The sequence below is a fragment of the uncultured Chloroflexus sp. genome, from assembly GCF_937951745.1.
In the GTDB taxonomy this organism is placed as follows: Bacteria; Chloroflexota; Chloroflexia; order Chloroflexales; family Chloroflexaceae; genus Chloroflexus.
In genome coordinates, this window is the sequence record NZ_CALFBQ010000011.1 from 1 (window position 1) to 23,639 (window position 23,639).

The 23,639-nt window shown below is 55.9% G+C and carries 13 protein-coding genes; all 13 read left to right on the top strand.

What is annotated here, in order from left to right:
* Positions 1–532: 532 nt before the first annotated feature.
* The 13 genes from Q1A59_RS04105 to msrP all read left to right on the top strand — a co-directional run bounded on the left by Q1A59_RS04105 (position 533) and on the right by msrP (position 23,360).
* Positions 533–1,408 (top strand): DNA adenine methylase, encoded by an 876-nt coding sequence (locus Q1A59_RS04105; protein WP_367280891.1) that lies wholly within the window; start codon positions 533–535, stop codon positions 1,406–1,408.
* A gap of 389 nt (positions 1,409–1,797) precedes the next feature.
* Positions 1,798–2,538 (top strand): restriction endonuclease, SacI family, encoded by a 741-nt coding sequence (locus Q1A59_RS04110; protein WP_298490430.1) that lies wholly within the window; start codon positions 1,798–1,800, stop codon positions 2,536–2,538.
* A gap of 1,526 nt (positions 2,539–4,064) precedes the next feature.
* Positions 4,065–5,522 (top strand): hypothetical protein, encoded by a 1,458-nt coding sequence (locus Q1A59_RS04115; protein ID WP_298407421.1) that lies wholly within the window; start codon positions 4,065–4,067, stop codon positions 5,520–5,522.
* Positions 5,523–5,964: 442 nt separating this feature from the next.
* Positions 5,965–8,478, top strand: a complete 2,514-nt coding sequence (locus tag Q1A59_RS04120) for a hypothetical protein (RefSeq protein ID WP_298407424.1) — start codon at positions 5,965–5,967, stop codon at positions 8,476–8,478.
* Between the two features lie 307 nt (positions 8,479–8,785).
* On the top strand, positions 8,786–12,841 hold the full coding sequence (gene pulA / locus Q1A59_RS04125) for a pullulanase-type alpha-1,6-glucosidase (protein WP_299643997.1): 4,056 nt from the start codon (positions 8,786–8,788) through the stop codon (positions 12,839–12,841).
* 18 nt (positions 12,842–12,859) lie between these two features.
* Entirely contained in the window at positions 12,860–15,070 is a 2,211-nt protein-coding gene (locus Q1A59_RS04130) for an alpha-amylase family glycosyl hydrolase (RefSeq protein WP_299644000.1), read from the top strand.
* Positions 15,071–15,317: 247 nt separating this feature from the next.
* Entirely contained in the window at positions 15,318–16,433 is a 1,116-nt protein-coding gene (locus tag Q1A59_RS04135; RefSeq protein ID WP_298407430.1) for a metal ABC transporter solute-binding protein, Zn/Mn family, read from the top strand.
* Between the two features lie 77 nt (positions 16,434–16,510).
* Complete coding sequence (locus Q1A59_RS04140) at positions 16,511–17,344, top strand: metal ABC transporter ATP-binding protein (protein WP_298407433.1); 834 nt, start codon at positions 16,511–16,513, stop codon at positions 17,342–17,344.
* Complete coding sequence (locus Q1A59_RS04145) at positions 17,341–18,177, top strand: metal ABC transporter permease (RefSeq protein WP_298407435.1); 837 nt, start codon at positions 17,341–17,343, stop codon at positions 18,175–18,177. The genes Q1A59_RS04140 and Q1A59_RS04145 overlap by 4 nt, the downstream gene beginning before the upstream one ends.
* Positions 18,178–18,257: 80 nt before the next feature.
* A complete protein-coding gene (locus Q1A59_RS04150; RefSeq protein WP_298407437.1) occupies positions 18,258–20,930 on the top strand; it encodes a CapA family protein in 2,673 nt (890 codons plus the stop codon).
* A gap of 142 nt (positions 20,931–21,072) precedes the next feature.
* Positions 21,073–21,648: an ANTAR domain-containing response regulator gene (locus Q1A59_RS04155; RefSeq protein ID WP_012257866.1), complete on the top strand. Its 576-nt coding sequence runs from the start codon at positions 21,073–21,075 to the stop codon at positions 21,646–21,648.
* 51 nt (positions 21,649–21,699) lie between these two features.
* Positions 21,700–22,284: a hypothetical protein gene (locus tag Q1A59_RS04160; RefSeq protein WP_298407461.1), complete on the top strand. Its 585-nt coding sequence runs from the start codon at positions 21,700–21,702 to the stop codon at positions 22,282–22,284.
* 128 nt (positions 22,285–22,412) lie between these two features.
* Positions 22,413–23,360 (top strand): protein-methionine-sulfoxide reductase catalytic subunit MsrP, encoded by a 948-nt coding sequence (gene msrP / locus Q1A59_RS04165; RefSeq protein ID WP_298407464.1) that lies wholly within the window; start codon positions 22,413–22,415, stop codon positions 23,358–23,360.
* Positions 23,361–23,639: the final 279 nt, after the last annotated feature.

The window sequence follows — 23,639 nt, forward strand, 5'->3', positions numbered from 1 at the left end:
TTCGTCACTGCACCGGAGCAGATTCAGATGCTTGAACCGTAGGACGCTTGTGATATATGTGAGGTGACGGTACAGCCCCGGCGACGACTCGGTTATTGGCATCATACTAACCAACGGTCGGCTCGGCGCCCGGATGGCGTAGTCGCCTATCAGTTGGTCTCATTCACGGCAATATGGCTAGTCGGTGGATGGATGATTGCGGCCGGTGCCACTAGCTCGTCAGCGTGGAACGTGGCACAAGCAGAGAGAGACGATGTGCGCTCTTATGGGTGGCAGGAGAAGCGATAGCTTTCCTCGATGCGATGAGCGTACTGCTGAATGGCGTCCTAGTCAAACAGTCGTATGTTGTTTGCGGTCTTGGGTGGATTATCCAGCAACAACAGCCGACTAGAATCGGCTTGAGATAGTTTGCAGCTAAATCTAGGTGAAGCATGTGGTCTGCCTCACTTTTCAAGAGATTGGTTTGCAACGGTGTACTATCAGCTCTATAATAGCAGCAGGAGCAATCTCATCTAGAGGCAGTAATAAGTCCATGAGAAGAAACAGCACAATCTCACCAGTCATCAAGCCAAGCAAAACGCGAATTATAGCATTTGGGTGGTATGGCGGAAAATTTTCACACCTTGATTGGCTCCTTCCCCTTCTCCCTGCCTGCCATCATTATTGCGAGCCATTTAGTGGTTCGGCTGCTGTTTTGTTGAATCGCGATCCCTCACCTATAGAAACATACAATGACATTGACGGTGAAGTTGCAAACTTCTTCCGAGTCTTGAGAGATGAGCCAGAACGTTTGATAAGGGCAATTGGACTCACGCCTTTTTCGCGGGAAGAATTTGCAATAGCTTGTAAGATAGACCCATCATTAGACCCGATTGAACGTGCAAGAAGATTTTATGTTCGTGCCCGTCAAGTTCGAACAGGTTTGGCTCAATCTGCAACGCTAGGACGATGGGCCAATTGTAAAAACACCAGCCGAGCAGGGATGGCAGGCGCTGTATCTCGTTGGCTCGGTGCCGTTGAAGACCTACCAGATATAGCGCTGCGCTTATTGCGTGTGCAAATTGAAAACAGGCCTGCTATCGATGTCATACGTTTGTATGATTCACCAAGCACACTTTTTTATTGTGATCCTCCATATATTCATGACACACGGGGTGACAATAATGCTTATGCCTACGAAATGAGTGATGAAGAACACTGTGAGCTAGCATCAGTATTAGATTCGGTTCAAGGTCTTGTGGCTATTTCAGGTTATGATTGTGACTTAATGAACGAGCTATATCCTTCTCCAAAGTGGTACAAGAACATCGCTCCAACTAAAACAATACACTCAACCAAAGACGAGCGAACAGAGATTCTGTGGACAAATTACGACCCCAAAACAGTCAACTCCAAAACGCTATTTTAGGATAGAGCAATGAGCAGACCTGACGAGATTCTTTCAAAAATCCTGAGACGTGCTTCGGCAGATATAACCACGCCAGTTCTTTCAGACGATGATATTCGCTCACGGGTTGAGTATGTATGCCGCCAGATTAGCAATCGGGCATGTGCGAGACTCCTCATGGCTTGCCTATTAGCTAAAATAGATCGACCAGAGGTTGATCCTCGGAAGCCATATACTGAAATCCGCGACTCTGATGCTTTCTCTGGTCGCTCTTATGATGAAAAGTACATTACTCAGTTAATAAAAATCATTTGCCATTAAACTCAACAACCGCTTTTCTTACCCCTGCATTTCGCAATTTAGACAGACCTCTTACGACAGATTTAGATTTGGTAGGAAGACCTCGGCAAGTGTACAAAGCGACTCTACAATTACTTGATGACGTTTATCAAAAGAAAGTAACAGCAGAAGATTTATTAACTGAATTAGTGCGTATACTACTGCTTATGCGAGAAGAGAAGCAGACAAGAATCAATACCTTACTTGCTGGATTTTCATCTGAAAATACGTTACCCCTATCATCTGAAGAGATTATCAATTTGATTAAACAACACCTCCAGTGTAAAAACTCTAGCAGATTGCCCGTTTTGATTGTGGCTGCAGCTTATTATTCTGTGGAAGAAAAACTTGGTGAGCGCATATTGCCATTACATAGTCATAACGCCGCTGATGAACAAACGGGTTCCCTAGGAGATGTGGAAGTATGTCTCAAGAATGATGACCACGTAGTAACGGTGTATGAGATGAAATTGAAACAAGTGACTGTTAATGATATTAACCGTGCGCTTGAAAAGATTGCTTCGACTACTAATAGGATACATAACTATATCTTTATCACCACCGATGATATTAGCGATGAAGTCAAGTCTTATGCGGCAAGATGCTATGAAGAAACTGGTGGAACTGAGATTGCCGTACTTGATTGCATAGGCTTTCTACGTCATTTTTTACATTTTTTCCACAGATCACGAGCTAAATTTTTGGACTCCTACCAAAGTCTTGTATTGAGCGAACCAGATAGTGCAGTGAGTCCGCCTCTAAAAGAAGTCTTTTTGGCATTAAGGCAAGCGGCGGAAGCTGACAGAGAATAGCGTCCCAACCGGCTTTGTATATAATTAGCGCCATCCTACTACAACCTTACGACTCTGGCGAAGGGAAAGGCACGAGGTACCAAAGCATATACATCAAAGCAGCTACCACGTATTTTACAAATGGGTCTTACTATCCTCTCTCCTTGCAGATAGGTGAGTGAATCGGAAATGTTATGACAATTACTTGTAAAAAACCTACAGATTATCTCATCGGAGCAGTACATATGCACGGTTTGCGGTGGTAATGACAATGTAGCTTGAAGAATTAGAACGTCTTTCATAAAAGTAGTAACTTGGATCCAATTCGAGAAAAAGCAAGCCATGTTGACATTTACCAATATTGTCATAGATTGGTTTGATGGCTATACTACAATTTAAACCAAGATATATACAGCCCGGTTCCTTGCTCAGTATTGAGCCGTCCGGCACAAGCTTCTGTTCAATAACTTGACGTCTGAGCGAATGTCATTAACCGACTGACCCAGTAAGGAGATTTGGTAGGGCTACTCCAGACCTTGAAAGATACCCCACTGCCTTCGATTCTTGTTATTGGTAGTATTGTATTTCTGCTCCTCACTTTCGTGAGAAAACAGATGGAGTGGTTAAAATCGAAATGAATGAATTCAACCGATTTGGATCTGCTCTTATTGGTATTATTTTGATCATATCTGGAACTAGTCTTTATTTAGTACCGACATTTGGAATTGATGCTGTTCCAGCCCCAAGAGCAAACGACTATTCAACGAGCGTAGGCGACCATTGGACGTGTCACAAGGTAAGAGACTGGGCATTACAACCCGATGGTTCGTACTAGTGGAAAGGGTTATCACCCGGTTCATCCGATTGCTTAGAAGTAGGCTAAGATGGGGGGCTACTCTAACAACTACGGAACGGCGAGAACCTTAAACTCGTTATTCGGGCAGATGATGATTTTATTGAATTGAACATTTGCAATAGTCAATACACTGTCGATGAAATTACCGCCGGTGAAATCTGCATTCCCCAACAACCTGAGCTGTGGCCCAAAGTCAAGGGAACATTGATCGTAACAGGATCAGATAGATTTTTGGTGGGTGTGAGAAAGTAGGGAAGGCATGTCATAACATACATACCGTTGGGCGTCGCGAATGTATCTGGAGGGGTTTTGTCTGTATAACCGCATCGAGCAACATTCCACAGGAGAGTGCAAGATGTCAGGACGCGACGATACCCTAGTTGATGAGGACGGCTATATCTATAAAAGAGGCCCAGATGGAAGATACCATCTCGCAGGCCTTCTTGGCTTACTTCAAGATACTTATAGACCCAAAGATGATTTTCTACCTGAAGTAGCGAGGGACTCTCGCGGTGATATAATTTTTTCAGACGGACATAAGATTTTGTATCGTCCCAAGATTTTTTATTATAGAAAGAGTGATGGAAAGAGTAATGGGGAAGTTTTTTCCGGAGATATGGGGGCAGTGGGTCTTCTGCTTATCCTTGGAGCCATACTTGCTATCCACGTAGTCATACTTGCGGTTTACATCTTGATTGGGTTACTCAAGGGCTGGCTCTTCCTCGTAGAGCGGTTTCCCCGCACTATGCTAGTCATCCACCTGCTGATTGGAATGGCTGCTGTAGGTAATGGACTATATCTGGCCGGTTTTGATTGGAAGGTACAACTCATCGGAGTTGCGTTCGTACCAGCCTTGTGGGGATGGGTATGGCTTACTGTTCGACAACCAATGATTTTTATGCCAATCAACACTGTGCTGGTTGGTGGTGGATTGTGGATTGCTGCTCAATTAACTAGCTCTCAATGGCAACCCACGTGGTTTCGGCTTACCACTGGTATTCCCCTCATAGGTAACCTTCCACTCCTTTCGGCAGTTCTACCCACACTAATTTGGGTGTGGGTACTAGGCACCCAACGCTGGCCACGCTTCTTTCAACCACTGAACTTGTTGGTGTTAGGAGCCATTGCTTGCTTCCTGCTGCTGCGTGTTTGGACTGAATGGCAACCACTCTGGGAAACGTGGGTCAGACCAGTGCCAGTATTACCCCAAGTCACCGGCTGGCTCATATTGCTTTTGCCGTTAGGAATATGGCTGTGGCAAAAGGGACAAGTTCGCTGGCCGTTGCTTTTCACTATCTTCAATCTGCTCATCTTTGGCGGGATGCTAGGATTGACTGCCTATCATACCCAGCCGGCTTGGCTCGCTACGTGGTACCACTGGATGGCCGGCCTGCCCTTTGCAGTCGCCCCTATCCTGACTATTAGCCTAACTCCCATCACGCTGTGGGGTTGGAACCAAGTCAGCCGTCGTTGGGCAAAGATATGTGTCATTCCCAACTTGCTCCTTACTGGTAGCATTATGTGGCTTATTCTGGATCGCACCCGCTCGCTATGGGGCGATAAGTGGCAAACCATATGGGGGGATGTTCCTCTTCGTTTCGATCCGGCACTACTCGTGTTCGTCCTACCGTTAGCCGTTTGGACTTGGCATCAGGCTCGTCAACGCTGGCCACATTCTCGGAACGTCGCACGAGTCGTATTGTGGGGAGGTGCCCTGTGGTGGATCGCTGAACGCACCCGAAGTATATGGTACGAAGGATGGAAGACCTTCACCGGCCAAGCAGCCCTCGATTTGGCTCTGCTGGCATTGCTTTTGCCGTTTCTATGTTGGATATGGTCACAATTGTACCGGCGCTGGCCGAAGATGGTAAGAATTGTCACTTGGATAGGAGTAACTGTAATCCTGATGTGGACGATAGGACGACTGTTGCCTGAATCGACAACGGTCTTTCGTACCATCGTCGCCTTTCTCCCACTATGCACGTGGGGGTGGTTGCGGCTGTTACATTATCGGCCTCGCATAGGGTGGCCTGCGACTTTGCTACCGTTTGTCGGTGTAGGGTTGTTAGCTTGGCTAGCCCCCGAATATTTTCAAGCACAACTATCAATTCTTATAACTTGGCTAGCCGAACAAGGAATGCATATTTGAAAAACACTCTCATACTATCTCACCACGCACCCTACCCGCCTGCTGCCTAGTCGTAGCCGGTGACAACCGATATGGTTTGCCAGCACGGGCGGCATTGCGCGGGTCCGCGCTCGCACTGCGAAGGAAGTTTCGCTGATCTCAAGAACGGCTAGCTTGTCCGCTGCTTCTCAGCTTCGACAACGAGATACACCTTGACAAGAGGAAGATGCAGCGCGCTGAAGCCTAACCCTTCCACACTATACCCAACCGCACTTATCAGACACGGTGCATTGCACTTCCTCTACGTTGGGCTGGATCACGCACACGCTCCGTCACCCTTCCTGACTCTCAGTAGGTTTTGGTACGGCGAACCCTTACAATACGAAGTATCGATTTGGTGGAATAACACCTTCGCACGAAGGTAACAGTTCGTTTACCAATGTGACCACAAGAGGACAACGATATGCCCACATCACCTGTATCTCATCTCCGTCGGACTACGGTTACCTACGGGCTGCTCGTGGCATTGTTCGTTGTGCTCCTGCAACCAACGGCAGGTTTGTCACTGGCGAACGGTGACGCTGTCGTTTACAGTGACACTCTCGATCCGGCATTTCAGAATTGGTCGTTTCAAACCACGGTGAACCTCACGACCTCATCGCCGACGCACGGCGGCAGCGCCCATGCCATCGCGGTGACCTACCAGCCCGGCAACTGGGGCGCCCTGTGGCTGGTGCGACCCGGCGGCAATATCTCCCTCGCCGGCTATACCGCATTGCGCTTTGCTATCCACGGCGGCAGCGCTGGCGGGCAACAGATTCGGGTGCAGGTTGGCACTGGCACTAACTATCCGACCAATCAAGTAGACCTCACCACCTACCTGCCCGGCGGCCCGGTCGCAGGTGAATGGCGGGTTGTGACCATCCCCTTGGCCGATCTGAATGTAGCAGGTGGTTTCTTAGGCTCAATCGCCTTTCAGAGTGCGGTAAACAGCGGGCAAGCAACCTTTTACCTCGACGATTTGCATCTGCTGGCCGGGACAGAACCGCCGCCAGAACCCGGCGTCTCGGCCACCATTCGCATCCAAACCGACGGCAACACGATACCGATTAGTCCCTACCTCTTGGGGTCTAACTTACCTGTATGGTTGAATCCGACAAAACTCGCGAATGAAACCTTTCGCACCTATACTGCCGCCGCTGGCATTCGCCTCTTGCGCTTGCCGGGCGGTAGTTGGAGCAACCGCTACGGCTGGTTGAGCTGTGAGCTAGGCCAGAATCAGCCCGGCGCGGTTCCCTGTTCTGATTGGTTTTGGGCCGCGCGACCATCCGACGTGATCGCTTTTCTGCGTGCGACCGGCACCCAAGGGTTATGGGTGGTCAACCCCAACGGTACCTCTAAGGAAGCGGCGGCGCTGGTTGCCTTTTTCAACGGTGATGTGAACGATCATCGCCCCATCGGGGTGGATGTGCGGGGCACCGACTGGCGCACAGTTAGTTATTGGGCGCAGTTACGTGCTGCGCGCGGCTATCCAGAGCCGGTTGGTATCAAACTGTGGGAGTTCGGCAACGAAATCTACGGCGGGAAACCCACTACCGGCGGTGGGCTGTGTCAGCCTTGGGGCTGGGAAGAGGTCTGGACGTGCGATGGCACAGAGTACGTGCTGGGGAAAGGAAGCGGCGCACAGCGGCGTGAGGGCTATCTGGAGTTTCGCGCCGCAATGCGAGCAGTAGATCCGACCATCTTGGTTGGTGCAGTTGGGTTTGAAAACCCCGGCGATCCTCATAATCCAAGTTGGCAGAACTACAACAACTGGGGCAACAAAGTCATCGCCGCCGCCGGTGACGCGCTCGATTTTTACGCGATTCACCCCTATCCGTATGATTACCCACCTGCCAATAATGCGACTGGATACGCTGCTATCCTCGCAAAGCCGCAAGAGCATTTCCGTACCATCCGAACAGCCATCAACGCCGCCTTCGATGCGTTGGCTAGCGGACGACGCGCGCCGATTGCCGTCACCGAATACAACCTCGTTGCAATGCAAGATCAAGACAACGCGCAATTGATGACACGAGCGATCAATGCGCTGTTCTTGGCCGATTCAATCGGGCAGGCAATTCAGCACGGGTATACCATATTTACTCAGTGGGATTTAGCCAACGGGCGAGCCAGCAACGGCACCGAGTACGGCCTGCTGCACGAAGATAATAACTTCTACCGCGCACCGCACTACTACGTCTACCCGCTGTGGGCGCGGTTCGGTACGCACATGCTGCCCGTTACCACATCTCTCAATTCCGCTAGTGAAGCAGCCGTCTACGCCGGACGAGTCAACGCGACCACGCTGTCACTGCTGGTTATCAACAAAATGGCGCGACCGATCACCGCTACCGTTACAGCAGACGGTGAGACAATCGTTGGTGGCAGTGCTTACGAAGTGCGCACTGACTCACCAACGGCGCAGAGCGTCACCTACAACGGTGTCGCGAATCCTTCGGCGACGCTTGGCGAACCGCCTCGCACACTTCAAGCCACAGAGGGAAACCTGACGGTCACATTTGCGCCATGGTCGATCACCCTTGTACATGCAGAGATAGAAGCGGCCACCGGCCCAAGGTTGATGCCGGCCTCAACGACCCTGAGCGGCCGGCCGGGTGAAGCAGTGAGCTACACCTTGACCGTGACTAACAGGGGAAGTACCGCCACCACTTTCACTGTGACGGTCAGCGGTAACCATTGGCCAACGAATGTGCCGGCAACCATCGGGCCGCTTGCAGCCGGTGCTAGCACTACCTTCCACGTAGCCGTGACTATCCCCGATGATCAGACCGGCGTTCATACCGATACGGCCACGATCACAGTAACTGCGCAGAATGATCCGACGAAATCGGCGCAAGCTGTGGTGACGACAATCCGCGCTAGGTTCCGTCTCTTTGTGCCGCTCGTCACAGTAGGTTCAAGTGTACCCCGCTAAAGCGTCAATCACGTCGTGTGAACGTTGGTGCTCGTCGCTTGCGCGCGTACTGGAAAAGTGCGCCACGTGCAAAGCTATACCGGCTATTGCTCTGCACGCCAGCAAATGATGCATTTGCACTAGCCATCATCCGCGAGTGATAGTCCACGACAACTTAGCCCCTGTGTCTCCTAATCAAGCCATTGTTGTTAACAATACAGTTGCACAAACAACCAATAACGAGTATAATAGGACGCAATCCCGGTTATCGGCTCATACGTGCCAACGAGGCCACTCCGCTCAGTCACGCTAGAAACGAGGTTGTGTCGTGCATCACCGCCTGCTCTTTGCCCTCACGATCATTTCCAGCCTGCTCCTGTTGCTAGTACCCCTACCGGTTGCCGCCGCTGGCGAGGAGGTGCGCGGCGAACTCAACAGTTGGGGAAACACGCCGTGGCCAATGTCAGCCAGTCTCGGCGGAACCTTTATCTACGTCAGTGGGCCAATCACCGACGCGAACGACTCCAGCAGTGAATTTAAGTTTTTCAAACAAACCAACCAGTGGTTCGGCAAAGATGCCCCCAACACCATCACCTTTGGTCAAATCGTCAGCGGACTGAGCACCGGTGGCGGCGGCGAGCGCAATCTGCGTTTCAACCATATTAGCGGCAGCTACTATGTCTTTAAGTGGGATGGCAGCGGGCGCGGAGTGGTATTCCAATTGAGCGCCGCCCCCGCCACCATCACCGGCGTCACCCGCAGTCCTACGACACCCACTGCGGGGCAAGCGGTGACAATCACTGCCACCACTAACGTCGCACCTCCCGCTGAACAGGCACTCTGGCTGCGCTACGCCGTCAACGGTAATTGGACGGCGTCGACGGTGGTGAAGATGGCCGGCAGTGGTACGTCATTCAGCGCAACAATCCCGGCCCAAACCGCCGGCACGACCGTAAGTTACTACATCTTCAGTTCGGGGAATGTGAGCGCGATTGCCGGCGCTGACGCCGATCTGATGACGATCAATTTCGACACCAACGGCGGTAGTAATTACAACTACACTGTCAGCAGCAGCCCAAGCACGATTACCCCGGCCCAAGCGCGCGCACTCTGGCTCGATCTGTACACCATTGCATGGAACGGTGGCCCGGCAGCGAGCTTCCGCCTGCTCTACGATCCTGACGGTGGCCTAACGACCGCTGCCGAAGCAACTGCCTGTAGTTTTCCCGCCCCAACAGCGCCATGTTACGTGCCGTTAACTGCCAGCGGCACAGTGATCGGCTACGGCAAAAACCCGAATGCAACTGGCTTAACTCGGCTACTGACCGGCCTGAACGCCACTAATGCCCGCCACTTGCTGCGCGGCCAACTCGTTGTGGCAGCGTATGACAGCGGAGGTAATCGCATTGATGCTACCCGGGTGCAGATACAGAGTGTGCTCGATGATCTGTACGCTGCCAACGCTACTTCACAGACACTCGGCGTAAGCTACAGCGGAAACGTGCCCACGGTGCGGCTGTGGGCGCCGACAGCTCAGTCAGTTGCGCTGCGTCGCTTTACCACTTCGACAACAACCGCGTACACCGATCATCCGATGACGCTCGATCCGGCGAGCGGGGTGTGGAGTATCACCGGCGATGCTTCATGGGACCGGCAGTTCTACTTATTTGCGGTTGAAGTGTATGTACCAGCGGTGGATACCGTCGTTACCAACCTCGTCACCGATCCCTACTCGGTTAGCCTCTCGCAAGATGGCGCTGCCGCCGGTGATGTGCGCAGCCAGTTCGTTAATCTGGACGATGCCGATCTGAAGCCGGCGGGTTGGGATACGCTGAGCAAACCGGCGCTCGCCAATCCTGAAGACATCGTGATCTACGAGGTGCATATCCGTGACTTCAGCGCCAATGATAGCACCGTCGCACTGGCTGATCGTGGTACCTACCGTGCCTTTACCTACGACGGAGCCGGTCCACACCCGAACCCGACCCTCTCGAACGGCATGAACCACCTGCTACAACTGCGGCAAGCTGGTCTGACCCATATCCATCTCTTGCCGACGTTTGACATTGCTTCAGTGATTGAGAACCCTGCCGATCGCACTGAACCGACCATCTCGTTTAATCCGGCCACTGACCGCGCCTCGACCAACCCGCAAACGGCAGTCGCTGCGGCCCGCCAAACCGACAGCTTCAACTGGGGGTACGATCCTTACCACTACGGTGTACCAGAAGGGTCGTACAGCACCAACCCCGACGGCGTCGCGCGCATCCTTGAATTTCGCGAGTTAGTGCAGGCGCTCAACCAGAATGGGTTGCGCGTAGTGATGGATGTGGTCTACAACCACACGGCAGCCAGCGGGCAAGACGACAAGTCGGTGCTGGATCGGATCGTGCCCGGCTACTACTACCGTTACGACACCAACGGCAACCTCTACCAATCGTCGTGCTGCGCCGATACTGCAACTGAGTACGCAATGATGGAGAAGCTCATGATTGATACAGTCGTGCGCTTCGCCACGGCGTATAAGATCGATGGCTTCCGCTTTGACTTAATGAATCTGCATACCCGCCAAAATATGCTCAATGTGCGCGCCGCCCTGCAAGCCCTCACCCCGAGCGGGCACGGCGTTGACGGCAACACGATCTATCTCTACGGTGAAGGCTGGGATTTCGGTTCGGCCCGCGACAAGGGGTTGACCATCTGCCCACACTGCTACGCTCACAAACACAACATGACCGGCAGTGGCATTGGTGTGTTTAACGATGTGATTCGTGATGCGGCCCACGGCGGCTACAGCACCGACACGATCGGCATTCGCCGGCAAGGGTTTATCAACGGCCTCAGTTACGACTGGAACGGTTACAACTATCCTAACCGATTCCAGAGCGATCTACACGTCGTGATGGATACACTCCGCTCGGCGTTGCGCGGCAGTGGCACCGACTGGAACGGGCAGGGTAACCCGTTTACCGACGACCCGCAAGAGGCGATCAACTACGTCGAAAAACACGACAACGAAACCCTCTTTGATCAAAACGTCTTCAAATTGCCTAATGGCGATGGCAGCGGCAATCCGGGCTGGATCGGCAGCAATATTCCGGTCACCTCGATGACCGACCGCGTGCGCAGCCAAAACATGGGGGTGAGTTTGGTTGGGTTGGCCCAAGGCATTCCCTTCTTCCACATGGGCCAAGATATCTTGCGCTCGAAATCGCTCGACCGCAACAGCTACGATTCGGGCGATTGGTTCAATCGGGTCTACTGGGATCGCAGCGCCAACAACTTTGGCCGTGGCCTGCCACCAGCGTGGGATAACAGCACGCGCTGGAGCATTATGACGCCGTTGTTGACCAACACCGCGCTTGATCCCTCGCCCAGCAATATGAACTTCGCTGCCGCTCACATGCGCGAGACGTTGCGCCTGCGCATGAGTTCGCCGCTCTTCCGCCTCACCACCGAAGCCGCCATCAACGCGCGCGTCAGCCACTACAACACCGACAACAGCCGTGATGCGTTGCTGGTGATGAGATTGTCAGACGAAGTTGCGCCTGATCTCGATCCGAACTGGGAGAACATTCTCGTCTTCTTCAACGCCAACACGATCACCCAGACCATCACCATCCCCAATGCGAACGGCTTTGGTCTTCATCCATTGCACACTGATGGCGTTGATGACGATCCGGTGATTGCTACCGCAAGTTTCAACGACACCACCGACACCTTCACCATCCCACCGCGCACCACGGTAGTCTTTGTCTCGACCCAAGCGCTCGAACCGCCCAGCACCATCGACTGGGTGGGATTGATGTACCCGCGCGGCGGTGTCGCGCACGCCATCAACGAAGGCGACTTCGCACCCGCCGGGTTCGATGTCTTCGTGCAAGTCTACGAAGCGGGAGTGACACCGGGAGTTGGGCAAGGCGCCGGGATCGAGTGCTTCTTGCACTGGGGCCGCTACGGCCAACCGTGGAGCGACCTGCCAATGGTATACAACACCGATATTGGCAACAATGATGAATATCGTGCGACCATCCCGAAAGCCACACTAGAGAGCCTCGTACCGGGCACGTATGGCTTTACCGCCTACTGCAAGAAGACGAGTGAAACGGGGCGGAAGTGGAAGGTTGATAGCTACAATATCTCAGTTACCGGTGACGACGATCAAGGTGACGGGCAGATCACGATCATCCCCGCCAACGATAGCGCTAGCGAACCGAATGGCGGTGTCTTCGTTCACCTGTTTGAATGGCGCTGGACTGACGTGGCGCAAGAATGCTCGTTCCTCGGTCAGAAGGGCTACACCGGCGTACAGGTCTCGCCGCCGAACGAGCACATCGTCCCCACCGCCGATCTCGGCGGCAACCCGGCCAACGCCTTCCCATAGTGGGCACGCTACCAACCGGTGACGCATGACACCAGCCGATTCACCAGTCGCAGCGGCACATGGGCCGAGTTCCAGCAAATGGTGAATGCCTGCAACAGCGCCGGGGTAGCGGTGATCGTTGACGCCGTGATCAACCACATGGCCGACATCGAAGTTGGCAGCCCACCGACCGGTACGTCCGGCAGCCAATACCGCTCGCAACCGGCTGGCAGCCGGTTCTACGGCACCCAATACATGCCCGACGACTTCCACCCGGATTGTCTGATCACTAACTATCGGGATCGCAATCAGGTGCAACGCTGCCAACTCGCCGGCCTGCCCGACCTCGACACCGGCAAGCCGGTGGTGCAGAGCAAACTGCGCGCCTACCTGCAAGCGCTGCTCAACGCCGGCGTGCGTGGCTTCCGCATCGACGCTGCCAAGCACATGGCCGCCCACGAGATCGGCGCCATCCTTGATGGCCTCACCCTGCCCGGCGGCGGGAAACCCTACATCTTCAGCGAAGTGATTGACATGGATCCCGCCGAGCGCATCCGAGACTGGGAATACACCCCCTACGGCGACGTGACCGAGTTTGCCTATAGCATCAATGCTATCGGTACGAATTTCAACTGCGGCGGATCACTCAGCAACTTGCAAAACTTCACCGGCGGACTGTTGCCGTCACGGTTCGCCCAGATTTTCGTTGACAACCACGACAATCAGCGCGGCCACGGCCCCGGTGGCGCGTGCGTGGTCGATCACCGCGATGGGCGCGCCCACCTGCTGGCCAACATCTTCACCTTAGCCCAGCCCTACGGCCATCCGTCGGTAATGTCGAGCTACTACTGGACAACTAACCCCAACAGTAACGCTGGCGACAGCCTCGGCCCGCCGAGTAGCAACGATAGCGGCATAACGTGGGGGCCGGGGTTGGGGGCCGACACCCGACCAGTCTACGGGCCGGGCCAAACAGCGAGCGACTACCCGGCCAACTGTTCAGGCAACTATCCCAACCCGGTCACGAGCACCGATCTCGGCAGGTGGGTCTGCGAACACCGCCATCCGGGCATCGCCAATATGGTGCAATTCCGCCAAACCACCCACGGCCAGCCGATCACCAACTGGCAAAACATCGGCGGTGCGCCGAGCAACCACATCGCGTTCGGACGCGGTAACCGCGGCTTCGTCGCCATCAACAACACGGCGGCGGCAGCGACGACCACTTACCAGACCAGCTTGCCAGCCGGGTTCTACTGTGACATCACCAAATACGACTTCGTGGGAGGCATCTGTGTGCTACCGGGAACGACCACGCCAGCCCCGGCCAGCGCGTTGATTGAAGTGAACGGGAGCGGACAGATTGTCAATTACACGCTCGCCGCGCGCGACGCATTCGCTATCCATATCGATGCTCGGCCAGTCTACCAGATCACTGTTAGCAGCGAACCACCCGGCAGCGGCACGGTCAGCGGCGGCGGCACCTACCCGCATGGCGCAGTGATCACGGTTAACGCGACGCCGGCGAGCGGCTACAGCTTCGTCAACTGGACGGAAGGCGCAACTGTGGTTGCGACGACAACAAGCTATAGCTTTGTAGCAACTGGTAATCGGGTGTTGGTAGCCAACTTTGCGCCGGTAGCGACAGCAACACTTACCCCGACCGCCACGGCGACGGCCACCCCGACCGCCACCGCCACCGCCACCCCAGAACCGACCGCAACACCAACGGCGACGGCTACCCCGACCGCCACCGCCACCGCCACCCCAGAACCGACCGCAACACCAACGGCGACGGCTACCCCGACCGCCACGGCGACGGCCACAGCGACCCCAGAACCGACCGCAACACCAACGGCGACGGCCACCCCGACGGCCACCCCGACCGCGACCGCCACGGCGACCGCCACGGCGACCGCCACGGCGACCGCCACAGCTACCGCGACCCCAGAACCGACCGCAACACCAACGGCGACGGCCACGCCGACCGCCACGCCGACCGCCACGGCGACCGCCACACCGACCGCCACGGCGACCGCCACGGCGACCGCCACCCCGACCGCGACCGCAACACCAACGGCGACGGCCACGGCGACGGCGACGGCTACGCCGACCGCCACGGCGACGGCCACCCCGACCGCGACCGCCACGGCGACCCCGACGGCCACCGCCACAGCGACGGCAGTCACCACCGTCACGCCACCGCCCGCACCGCAATATCGGATATACATCCCGTTGATAATGCGGTAACTGCGGTGGATTGAAATATACGTCATCCCTGTAGAGACGCACGACTGTGCGTCTCTACACGGTCATTTGGCGACGCACGGCTGTGTGTCTCTACGACGGGATCACCATCACCTCGCTCACGTCACCGCAAACCGACGGCAGCAACGCACGACTGTACGTCTCTACGGATAACACCCCATTTGACAATTACCCATATATACGCCATAATTTTTTTGAAACAATGTTTCATTACATGGAGGCAAATGCTATGAAATGGATACAACGCATAGCCGTTATCGCCATCGCGATACTGCTGATCACGGCGTGCGGCCAAACCCCGGCGAGCCAACCTACCGCCGCACCTGCAAACACGCCGGTCAGCCAACCTACCGCCGCACCTGCGAACACGCCGGTCAGCCAACCTACTACTGCACCCACCAGCGCCCCAGCCAGCCAGCCTACTGCGGCGCCTGAACCGATCATGGTTATGGCCAGCACCAGCATTGTGGCCGATGTGGTGCGTCAGATCGGCGGTGAGCGGGTGCAGGTTGATACGATTGTGCCGATTGGCGCCGATGGGCATAATTACGAACCAACCCCACAAGATATTGCGCGTATCAGTGCGGCAAAAGCTATTTTCGTGGTTGGTGTCGGCTACGAAGAATTCCTTGATCGCCTGATCGCGAGTTCGGGAACGCAGGCAACAGTTGTGTCATTGTCGGAAAATCTTACCTTGCGCACAATGAGCGAGGAAGAGGTGGGCGGCCATATGCATGATGAACATGGTGACGAGCATGACCACGATGATAAGAAGGACGACGAACACGGCCACGAGCACAGCCATGCCGCCGGTGCAGTTGATGGCCATACGTGGACTGATCCGACCAACGTGAAGGTTTGGGCTGATCTGATTGCTTCCACCCTCAGCCGGATCGATCCGGCAGGCGCTGATATCTACACGGCGCGCGCTGCCGACTATCAGCGCCAGCTTGATGAGCTTGATCGCTGGATTGCCGAGCAATTTGCCGCTATTCCTGCTGAACGTCGGCTGATCGTCTCTGATCACGTCATCTTTGGCTACATGGCAGACCGGTATGGACTGCGGCAAGTGGGCGCGATCATTCCCAGTGTAAGCACCAATGCATCGCCGTCGGCGCAAGAGTTGGCTGCATTGCAAGACCTAATCACCGATCTAGGAGTAAAGGCTATCTTTGTTGGCGATATTGCTAACCAACAGCTGGCTGAGCAGATCGCTCGCGATACCGGCGCTCAGATTGTGCCAGTATTGACCGAGTCGCTCACTACTGCCACAGGGCCGGGGGCAACTTACATCGACTATATGCGCTTCAACGTCCAGCAGATGGCGAATGCGCTGCGCGAGTAATTGATTTCTAGTTTACAATCATGGGACGATGCGATGCATCGTCCCGCTGTATTGTTTTGTGCGACGGAGAATATCGTATGTCCGTCCCATCACTGACTGTATCGACGACAACTGCAGCGGCGACAACCGCGATAGCTGTCGCTATTCGCCATCTGACGGTGCGCTATCGCCAGATCGAGGCGCTGAGCGATGTTTCAGTCGATATTCAGGCTGGTGAACAGATTGCGATTGTCGGCCCGAATGGCGCCGGCAAGAGCACATTGCTGAAAGTTATTGCCGGCCTGCAACCGATTACCGCTGGCGAGGTTCGCATCTTCGGCGTCGAGCGGGCTGAACCAAACATGATTGCGTATGTGCCGCAGCGGTTGCAAGTTGATTGGCGCTTTCCGGTTTCGGTCAGTGATGTGGTCTTGATGGGGCGGGTAGGGCGAATCGGTCTCTTACGCCGACCATCACGTCACGACCGACTATTGGTGCAGCGGGCGCTTGAGCGAGTCGGGCTGGCTGCCTTCGCCAACCGCCAGATTGGTCAGTTGTCGGGCGGTCAGCAGCAACGAGTCTTTTTGGCGCGGGCGCTGGCCCAAGAGGCGCGCCTGTTATTGATGGATGAGCCACTGGTGGGGCTGGATATTCCCTCCCAAGATGAAATCTTTCGCACCCTAGTCGCCTTACGCGCTGAGGGGGTGACAATTTTGACCGCGTTGCACGATTTGCAACAAGCGGCTCGTTACTTTGACCGGGTGATGCTGCTGAACCGCCGGCTGATTGCGTATGCGCCAGCCCGCGAAGCTTTTACCGCTGCCAATCTCGTCGCCACCTATGGCGGTCATCTCCATCTGCAAAGCAGTGGTGATGGGCTGCTGACGGTGGCTGACACCTGCTGCAATCCACCTCTGGATGACACTGTATGATTGAGGTTGTTACCACTCCCCTTGCTTACCCTTTTATGCAACGTGGGCTGATCGCTGCCCTGCTGGTGGGAGTCGTTTGCGCGGTCGTCGGGGTGTATGTCGTCTTGCGCGGCATGGCCTTCTTAGGCGATGCCCTAGCTCACACCATATTGCCCGGTATTGCGATCGGCTATTTAGTGAATGGGGCTAACCGGGGTGCTCTCTTCTGGTGGGCCTTGGGTGCAGCACTGGTCAGCTCGTTCTCGATTGGCGCGGTGAGCCGGGCAGCGCGTATGCGCGAAGACACCGCGATCGGCATTGTTTTTGCAGCAATGTTTGCGCTCGGCGTAGCCCTCATTTCGACCGTGCGCAATTCGGCGGTCGATCTCTCGCATTTTTTGTTTGGGAATATTTTAGGTGTGAGCGAAAGCGATCTGTGGCGGATCGCCGCGTTTGGCGCGGCGGTGTTAGCGGTGATTGCGCTGTTTTACAAAGAGCTGATGGTGATTACGTTCGATCCGGTGCTAGCGGCAACGTTGCGCTTGCCGGTACGCTTCTTCGATTTCTTGCTCTTGACTATGCTAGCAGTGGCAATTGTGGTTGCAATCCAGACGGTTGGCGTCGCATTGACACTGGCAATTCTCGTTACTCCGCCAGCTACTGCCGCTTTCTTCACCTATCGCATGCATACAATGATGATTGCAGCGGCAATCTTAGCAATGCTGGCCGGCGTCGTTGGCCTCTATGCCTCGTATTATCTCAGCATTGCCTCTGGTGCAGCGATTGTGCTCGCCAGTACGCTGATCTTCGCGCTGGTGTGGGCCGGTTCGCACCTCCGTCGCCGCAGCGGCTAATTATGTAGTACAATTGTTGCAGTCCGGTCAACTGCAGGCCGGTTCAAGCCTCTGAACCAACGATTGGCAGAGGTGAGGCAATGATGATTAGCCGGCTGTGGCTCATTTTCACCATAGTGGTTGTATTCATCGCTACACCAGTCGCGCAAGCCCAGCCGCCAGCTGGGCCGCGTTGGGCGCTCAACCGGTGTGGCGCTGGTGATTCGGTGCAGTATACGATCGCAATTGCTGGCGCGATCACGCCCGATGCCCTCATCCCCGGCGGGATCGAGACGCCGAGTTACGCCGAGTCGTTCGCGCCGTTGCGCCCATTTTTAGCTGCTGCCGATCTCGGCTTGGCGACACTGGCCGGGCCATTGGCCGGCGGCCCGGCACCGGCACTCGCCGCAGCGATGGCCGAGAGCAACTTGCTCTTGCTCGGTGCTGCTCATCCACGAGTGCTCGACCGGGGGCCGGCTGGGGTTGATGCCACCTTGCAAACCTTAGCCCGCTACGGCATCTACCAGCACGGCGCTGCGCCTAGCGGCGAGACAGCGCCACCGTTTTTGAAGGTCACGGTGCCGCATCCGGCCTCACCGTTAACGCTCGGCTTCCTCAGCGCGACGTGGGGGCTCGGCGGTAATGCCGATCCGCGCGGCCAGATTAACCTCTTGGCCGACGCTGCCGGGGTCTTGCCAGCGATCAGTTCTGCTATCGAGCAGGCGCGCCGCCAGACTGATTTGGTCGTGGTGATGGCGGCATGGGGCCAGCCAAACGATCCTGATCCGGCCCAAGCCCGGATCAACGCTGCCAGCAACTTGATCACCGCCGGAGCGGATGTGGTCATCGGTAGCATACCGGGTGCGACCGCAACGGTTGACTGGGTGCGATCCGGCGATCGGGAAGGCTTGGTCATCTTTTCCGCCGGCGACCTGATTGGCGCAGCGGAAACGCCAGCAGTGTTGATATATGTGGGCATCACGCGCGACGCAGATGGCGCAGCCCGTGTGACCGGCATCCGCTATTTGCCGATGACCCCCGGCAACGGTAACCGTGGCCCGGCGCCCTTGCCGGTTGCACTCCGTGAACTATCGGCGCTGTTGGGTGATCCCGGCCAATTGCAGGTGGTTGCGCCCCTTCCCCCCACCGGCAAGATTGAGGTCTGTCCGTCGCTGGTGTTACCCGAAGCGCCAGCAACGCCGATTACCGGCGATTTTGCCCGCTTTTACCAGACCTTCGGCAGCGACCAACGACGCGATCTGATCGAAGCCATTGCTCTGCTCGGCTTGCCGCTCGGCCCGGTGCGCCGCGAATTGGCCGGCGATTGTCGGCAAGAAGTAGCTGTGCTCTATACCGAACGCCAGCGACTTGAACTACATCCAGCCAACGATTGGCCCAATCGGGTGCTTGGTTCGCATCTCGGGACAGTAGCCTTCCGGCTGGTATATCCCGATCAAGCAGTAACGCCTCGCACCGATCTGAACGATCCCGCTGCGTTCGCCCATCCACGGTTTCGCACGTTTTACGAGCGGTATGGCGGCCTGAGCGTATTTGGCTACCCCATCAGTGGCGCGCTGACCGAGCGTGATCCGCTGTCAGGACGCGATCTGGTGGTACAGTACTTTGAACGGGCACGGTTTGAGTTGGATCCAGTTGCGCCGTTGCCCGAACAACCAATCTGGCAGGTACGGCTGGGGTTGCTGGGGCGTGAAGTAGGGGCGCAAGCGGCGAGTGTGCTCTGCCCAGCAACCGTCGTACCAAACACAACGGTGCCATCTATAATGGCAACCCCAATCGCTCCGGCAACGAGCGGTGACGTGGTGCAGAGCAATAGCGGTGGAGCAGAATGGATAATGGCTGTCATTCTCGTGTTGGGATTAGCGGCAGTTGGGTTACTGTTGTATATGATGTATGACTTATATTGCTACAGCGAGCAACATCCCACAGCAGGCTTGCGGAGCAGCCGCAGCAGCTATCGATCGGCCAGCACCCCGCCACAATCGTCGCATAGCGACTCCCTTGTGGTAGATAAACCTCAGGAAACGTGGCAAGGCCGGCTGCGCAATTTTGTGCGCCGGAGCCAATCAACTCCCGCGCCGCCATCAGAAGAGACGGTGATCGAGCAACCAGCCGTGGCTGGTGGCCGCTCGCTCTTGGGATGGGTGACGAAACAGAGGAAATTAGCACGTTCAACCCGCAGCGGGCCGGCATGGCGACAACCAACCCGGACGGCAAGCCGCCAAGCCCAACCATTAAGCGCAGTAGCATCACAACCAGCGACCAGCTCGACCGTTCGCCAAACCGATCAGTGGCCGGCAGCCAATGATCGTCCGGCCAACCGGAGTCACTCTGCATCCGGCCAGCCGCCCAACCAACCTGATCCACTGGCCAATCATGAGCTTGATGCTTGGTTTGATGCGCCGGCAAGTATGTTGCGCAACGGGTATGATCCAGCGCGCCTCGAACCGGCCAGCGATCAACCGGTAGACTGGAACGATCTGCCGCCAACCGAGCGTGAACGTTGGCAGATGGAGCTAGGACCGCTGGACGATGATACGGCAGCCGACTTGCCGCCAGCCGAGCGTGAGCGCTGGCAAGCGGAATTGGCTGCACCAGAGTTTGAATTTGACTCTGACTGGCATCGCGCCGAACCGCCCAAGCAGCCCCGCACCACCCACCGGCTCGACGATGCCGAGTTGCCTGCTGATCCGACGCTCGGCCAGCGCTCCAGCACTGAGGATGATGATTTGTTACGGAAACTGCTTGGGTTATAATAAGGTATAGTGTCAAGCGGGCACAAAATCGTTCGCTAGACGGTTGATCGGCGAACGGTTGAATGCTATACTGCCCGCATAAACCAATCCGCTACCGATGCAGCCTGCCGCAGGTTGTCAATCACGATAGAGGAGAGAGCGTATGCCCCAGACGCGACTGGTGATCGCCGACGACGAATCGATCATCCGCATGAATCTGAAAGAGACGCTCGTGAGTCTCGGCTATCTGGTGGTCGGCGAGGCCGGCGACGGCGTGAGCGTGATCAATCTCGCCCGCGAACTACGCCCCGATCTGGTCTTGATGGATATCAAGATGCCGAAACTCGATGGTATTCAGGCTGCCCGCATCTTGACTGAAGAAAAGATTGCGCCGGTGTTACTCCTCACCGCTTACTCTGATCGCGATCTGGTCGAGCGGGCGAAAGAAGCTGGCGTGGTGAACTATATCGTCAAGCCGTTTCGCGAGGCCGAGCTGTTGCCCGCAATTGAGATCGCCATTGCCCGTTATCAAGAATTCCTTGAGATGGATCGGCAAGTGGCCGATCTGAAAGAGACGCTCGAAACCCGTAAGCTGGTCGAACGGGCTAAGGGCATCTTGATGGACACCCAAGGCCTGAAGGAGGCCGAAGCCTTCCGCAAGATCCAGCAACTGTCGATGAATACGCGCAAGTCGATGAAGGAGATTGCGCAGGCCATCTTACTGGCGCACGAGATTTAGTTCGCCAGAGGGCTACTCCCGCCATACGGTGGTAGCCCTCACGCCGCTGTCATGTCATCTGCCGATGCTCCACCACCACCTCCGCTATCACTGCCAGCGCGCTGGCAGCGATACGTTCGGCTGCTTGCACCGCATCTGCTGACGGTTATCGCTAGCTTGCTACTCTTTACCGCGATCCACGCTTGGGTATTCCCAGCGCCACAACCGGTGGCGCCGCAGTTTGCAACTGCAACCCCGGCGCCGACTGTTCCACCCACACCTCCACCCACACCGCTACCCACCCTCCCGCCAATACCTCTCGACGATGGCTTGCTTCGGCTGACAATCCTTGATCTTCAAGCCGAAAATGCGCAATTACGCACGGCAACCCAGTTATTACGGGCTGCTATGACGCTCGACGAAGCGGTGCAAGCTCTGCAACGGAACGATATGAGCGAAGCTGATCGCGCACTCATGACGGCGCGCCGCGCGCTTGATCGCGCTTATCAGCTTAGTATTGAACCACAAAAAGGCCCTATCGACGCTATCCGCTTGCAGATCAGCCAGATTCGCGATGACCTCGGCGTGCGACCCGAAGGCGCTGACCGCCGGTTGTGGCAGGTGCGCCGGTTGATTTTGGCGTTGGTTGACGAATGAAGGGCATCCGGTTGCAGGGAAGCGGCGTATAATACCGGTAGAGACGTATGGCTTGCATCTCTATGAAGATGCGTAGCCGTGAGTCTCTACCGGCCCTACAATGATGTCATCCCTAGAAAGACCCCATCATGTACCGCGATCCAACGATTCGCTCATCGGATATCACCCCCGAATCGGTCTATCTCAACCGGCGCGCCATCTTACGCGGGTTGGGGATGCTAGGGTTAGGAGCGGCGCTTAGCGCCTGCGGTCTTCCCACTAATACTGAGAATAACAACCAGCTATCTCCTGTTGTCAACGCCGATCTGCGCGACGAGCTGGGCGATCCGGCCAACACCTTTGAACAGATCACCAACTACAACAACTTCTACGAATTCACCACTGACAAAGAAGCGGTCGCCCGCCGCGCCGCCAATTTTGTCACCCAACCATGGACGGTGGAGGTGACGGGGATGGTGCGCAATCCGCGCATCTTCGCCATCGAAGACATCTTGCAGATGTTCGATCAAGAAGAGCGGATTTACCGGCTGCGCTGCGTGGAAGGCTGGTCGATGGTCATCCCGTGGCAGGGGTTCTCGCTGCATAAGCTATTGGCGCTAGTTGAGCCAACTGCTCAAGCGCAATACGTGCGCTTCGAGACACTCTACGATCCTGACCAGATGCCGGGCCAGCGCGATCGCTACTTTCCGTGGCCGTATGCCGAGGGGCTGCGGATCGATGAGGCAATGCACGATTTGACCATTCTCAGCACCGGTCTCTACGGACGCACGCTCTTGCCACAAAACGGCGCACCGTTACGGTTGGTCGTGCCGTGGAAGTACGGCTTCAAGAGTATTAAGTCGATAGTCAAAATCGAACTGACCGACACGATGCCGCTCTCGCTCTGGATGGCAGTTGCGCCGCACGAATATGGCTTCTACGCCAATGTCAATCCCGATGTGCCGCACCCGCGCTGGTCGCAAGCTACTGAGCGACGCATTGGCGAGCTGGGCCGACGTAAGACGCTGCCGTTTAATGGCTATGCCGAGCAGGTAGCGGCGTTGTATGCGGGGATGGATTTGCGGAAGAATTATTAGCGGTACGCTCTTTTGCTACTGCACAGGGCGCAGAGGGTGGTTTACCGCCGAGCGCGCGTGGCCCCGGCATCTGTGTCCTTTGCGTCTTTGCGTTCACCTGCTCTGCTCCTTGGCTCGCTTTGCGTCTTTGCAATCGCCCCCGCTTCCCCATCTCGGCAGGCGCGTGAGGGTGGTGAAAGGGAATTTACCGCAGGGAATGCAGAGGACGCGGAGGGTGGATGCCATCTCCACGGACTCCTCCCCCGCTGGGGGCTTGGGTGGAGAGAGGGTAGATCGAGA

Coding starts and splice junctions, on each gene's coding strand:
- Q1A59_RS04105 (WP_367280891.1), top strand. CDS start 533: ATGAGAAGAAACAGCACAATCTCACCAGTCATCAAGCCAAGCAAAACG.
- Q1A59_RS04120 (WP_298407424.1), top strand. CDS start 5,965: ATGCCCACATCACCTGTATCTCATCTCCGTCGGACTACGGTTACCTAC.
- Q1A59_RS04135 (WP_298407430.1), top strand. CDS start 15,318: ATGAAATGGATACAACGCATAGCCGTTATCGCCATCGCGATACTGCTG.
- Q1A59_RS04140 (WP_298407433.1), top strand. CDS start 16,511: ATGTCCGTCCCATCACTGACTGTATCGACGACAACTGCAGCGGCGACA.
- Q1A59_RS04145 (WP_298407435.1), top strand. CDS start 17,341: ATGATTGAGGTTGTTACCACTCCCCTTGCTTACCCTTTTATGCAACGT.
- Q1A59_RS04150 (WP_298407437.1), top strand. CDS start 18,258: ATGATGATTAGCCGGCTGTGGCTCATTTTCACCATAGTGGTTGTATTC.
- Q1A59_RS04155 (WP_012257866.1), top strand. CDS start 21,073: ATGCCCCAGACGCGACTGGTGATCGCCGACGACGAATCGATCATCCGC.
- Q1A59_RS04160 (WP_298407461.1), top strand. CDS start 21,700: ATGTCATCTGCCGATGCTCCACCACCACCTCCGCTATCACTGCCAGCG.
- msrP (WP_298407464.1), top strand. CDS start 22,413: ATGTACCGCGATCCAACGATTCGCTCATCGGATATCACCCCCGAATCG.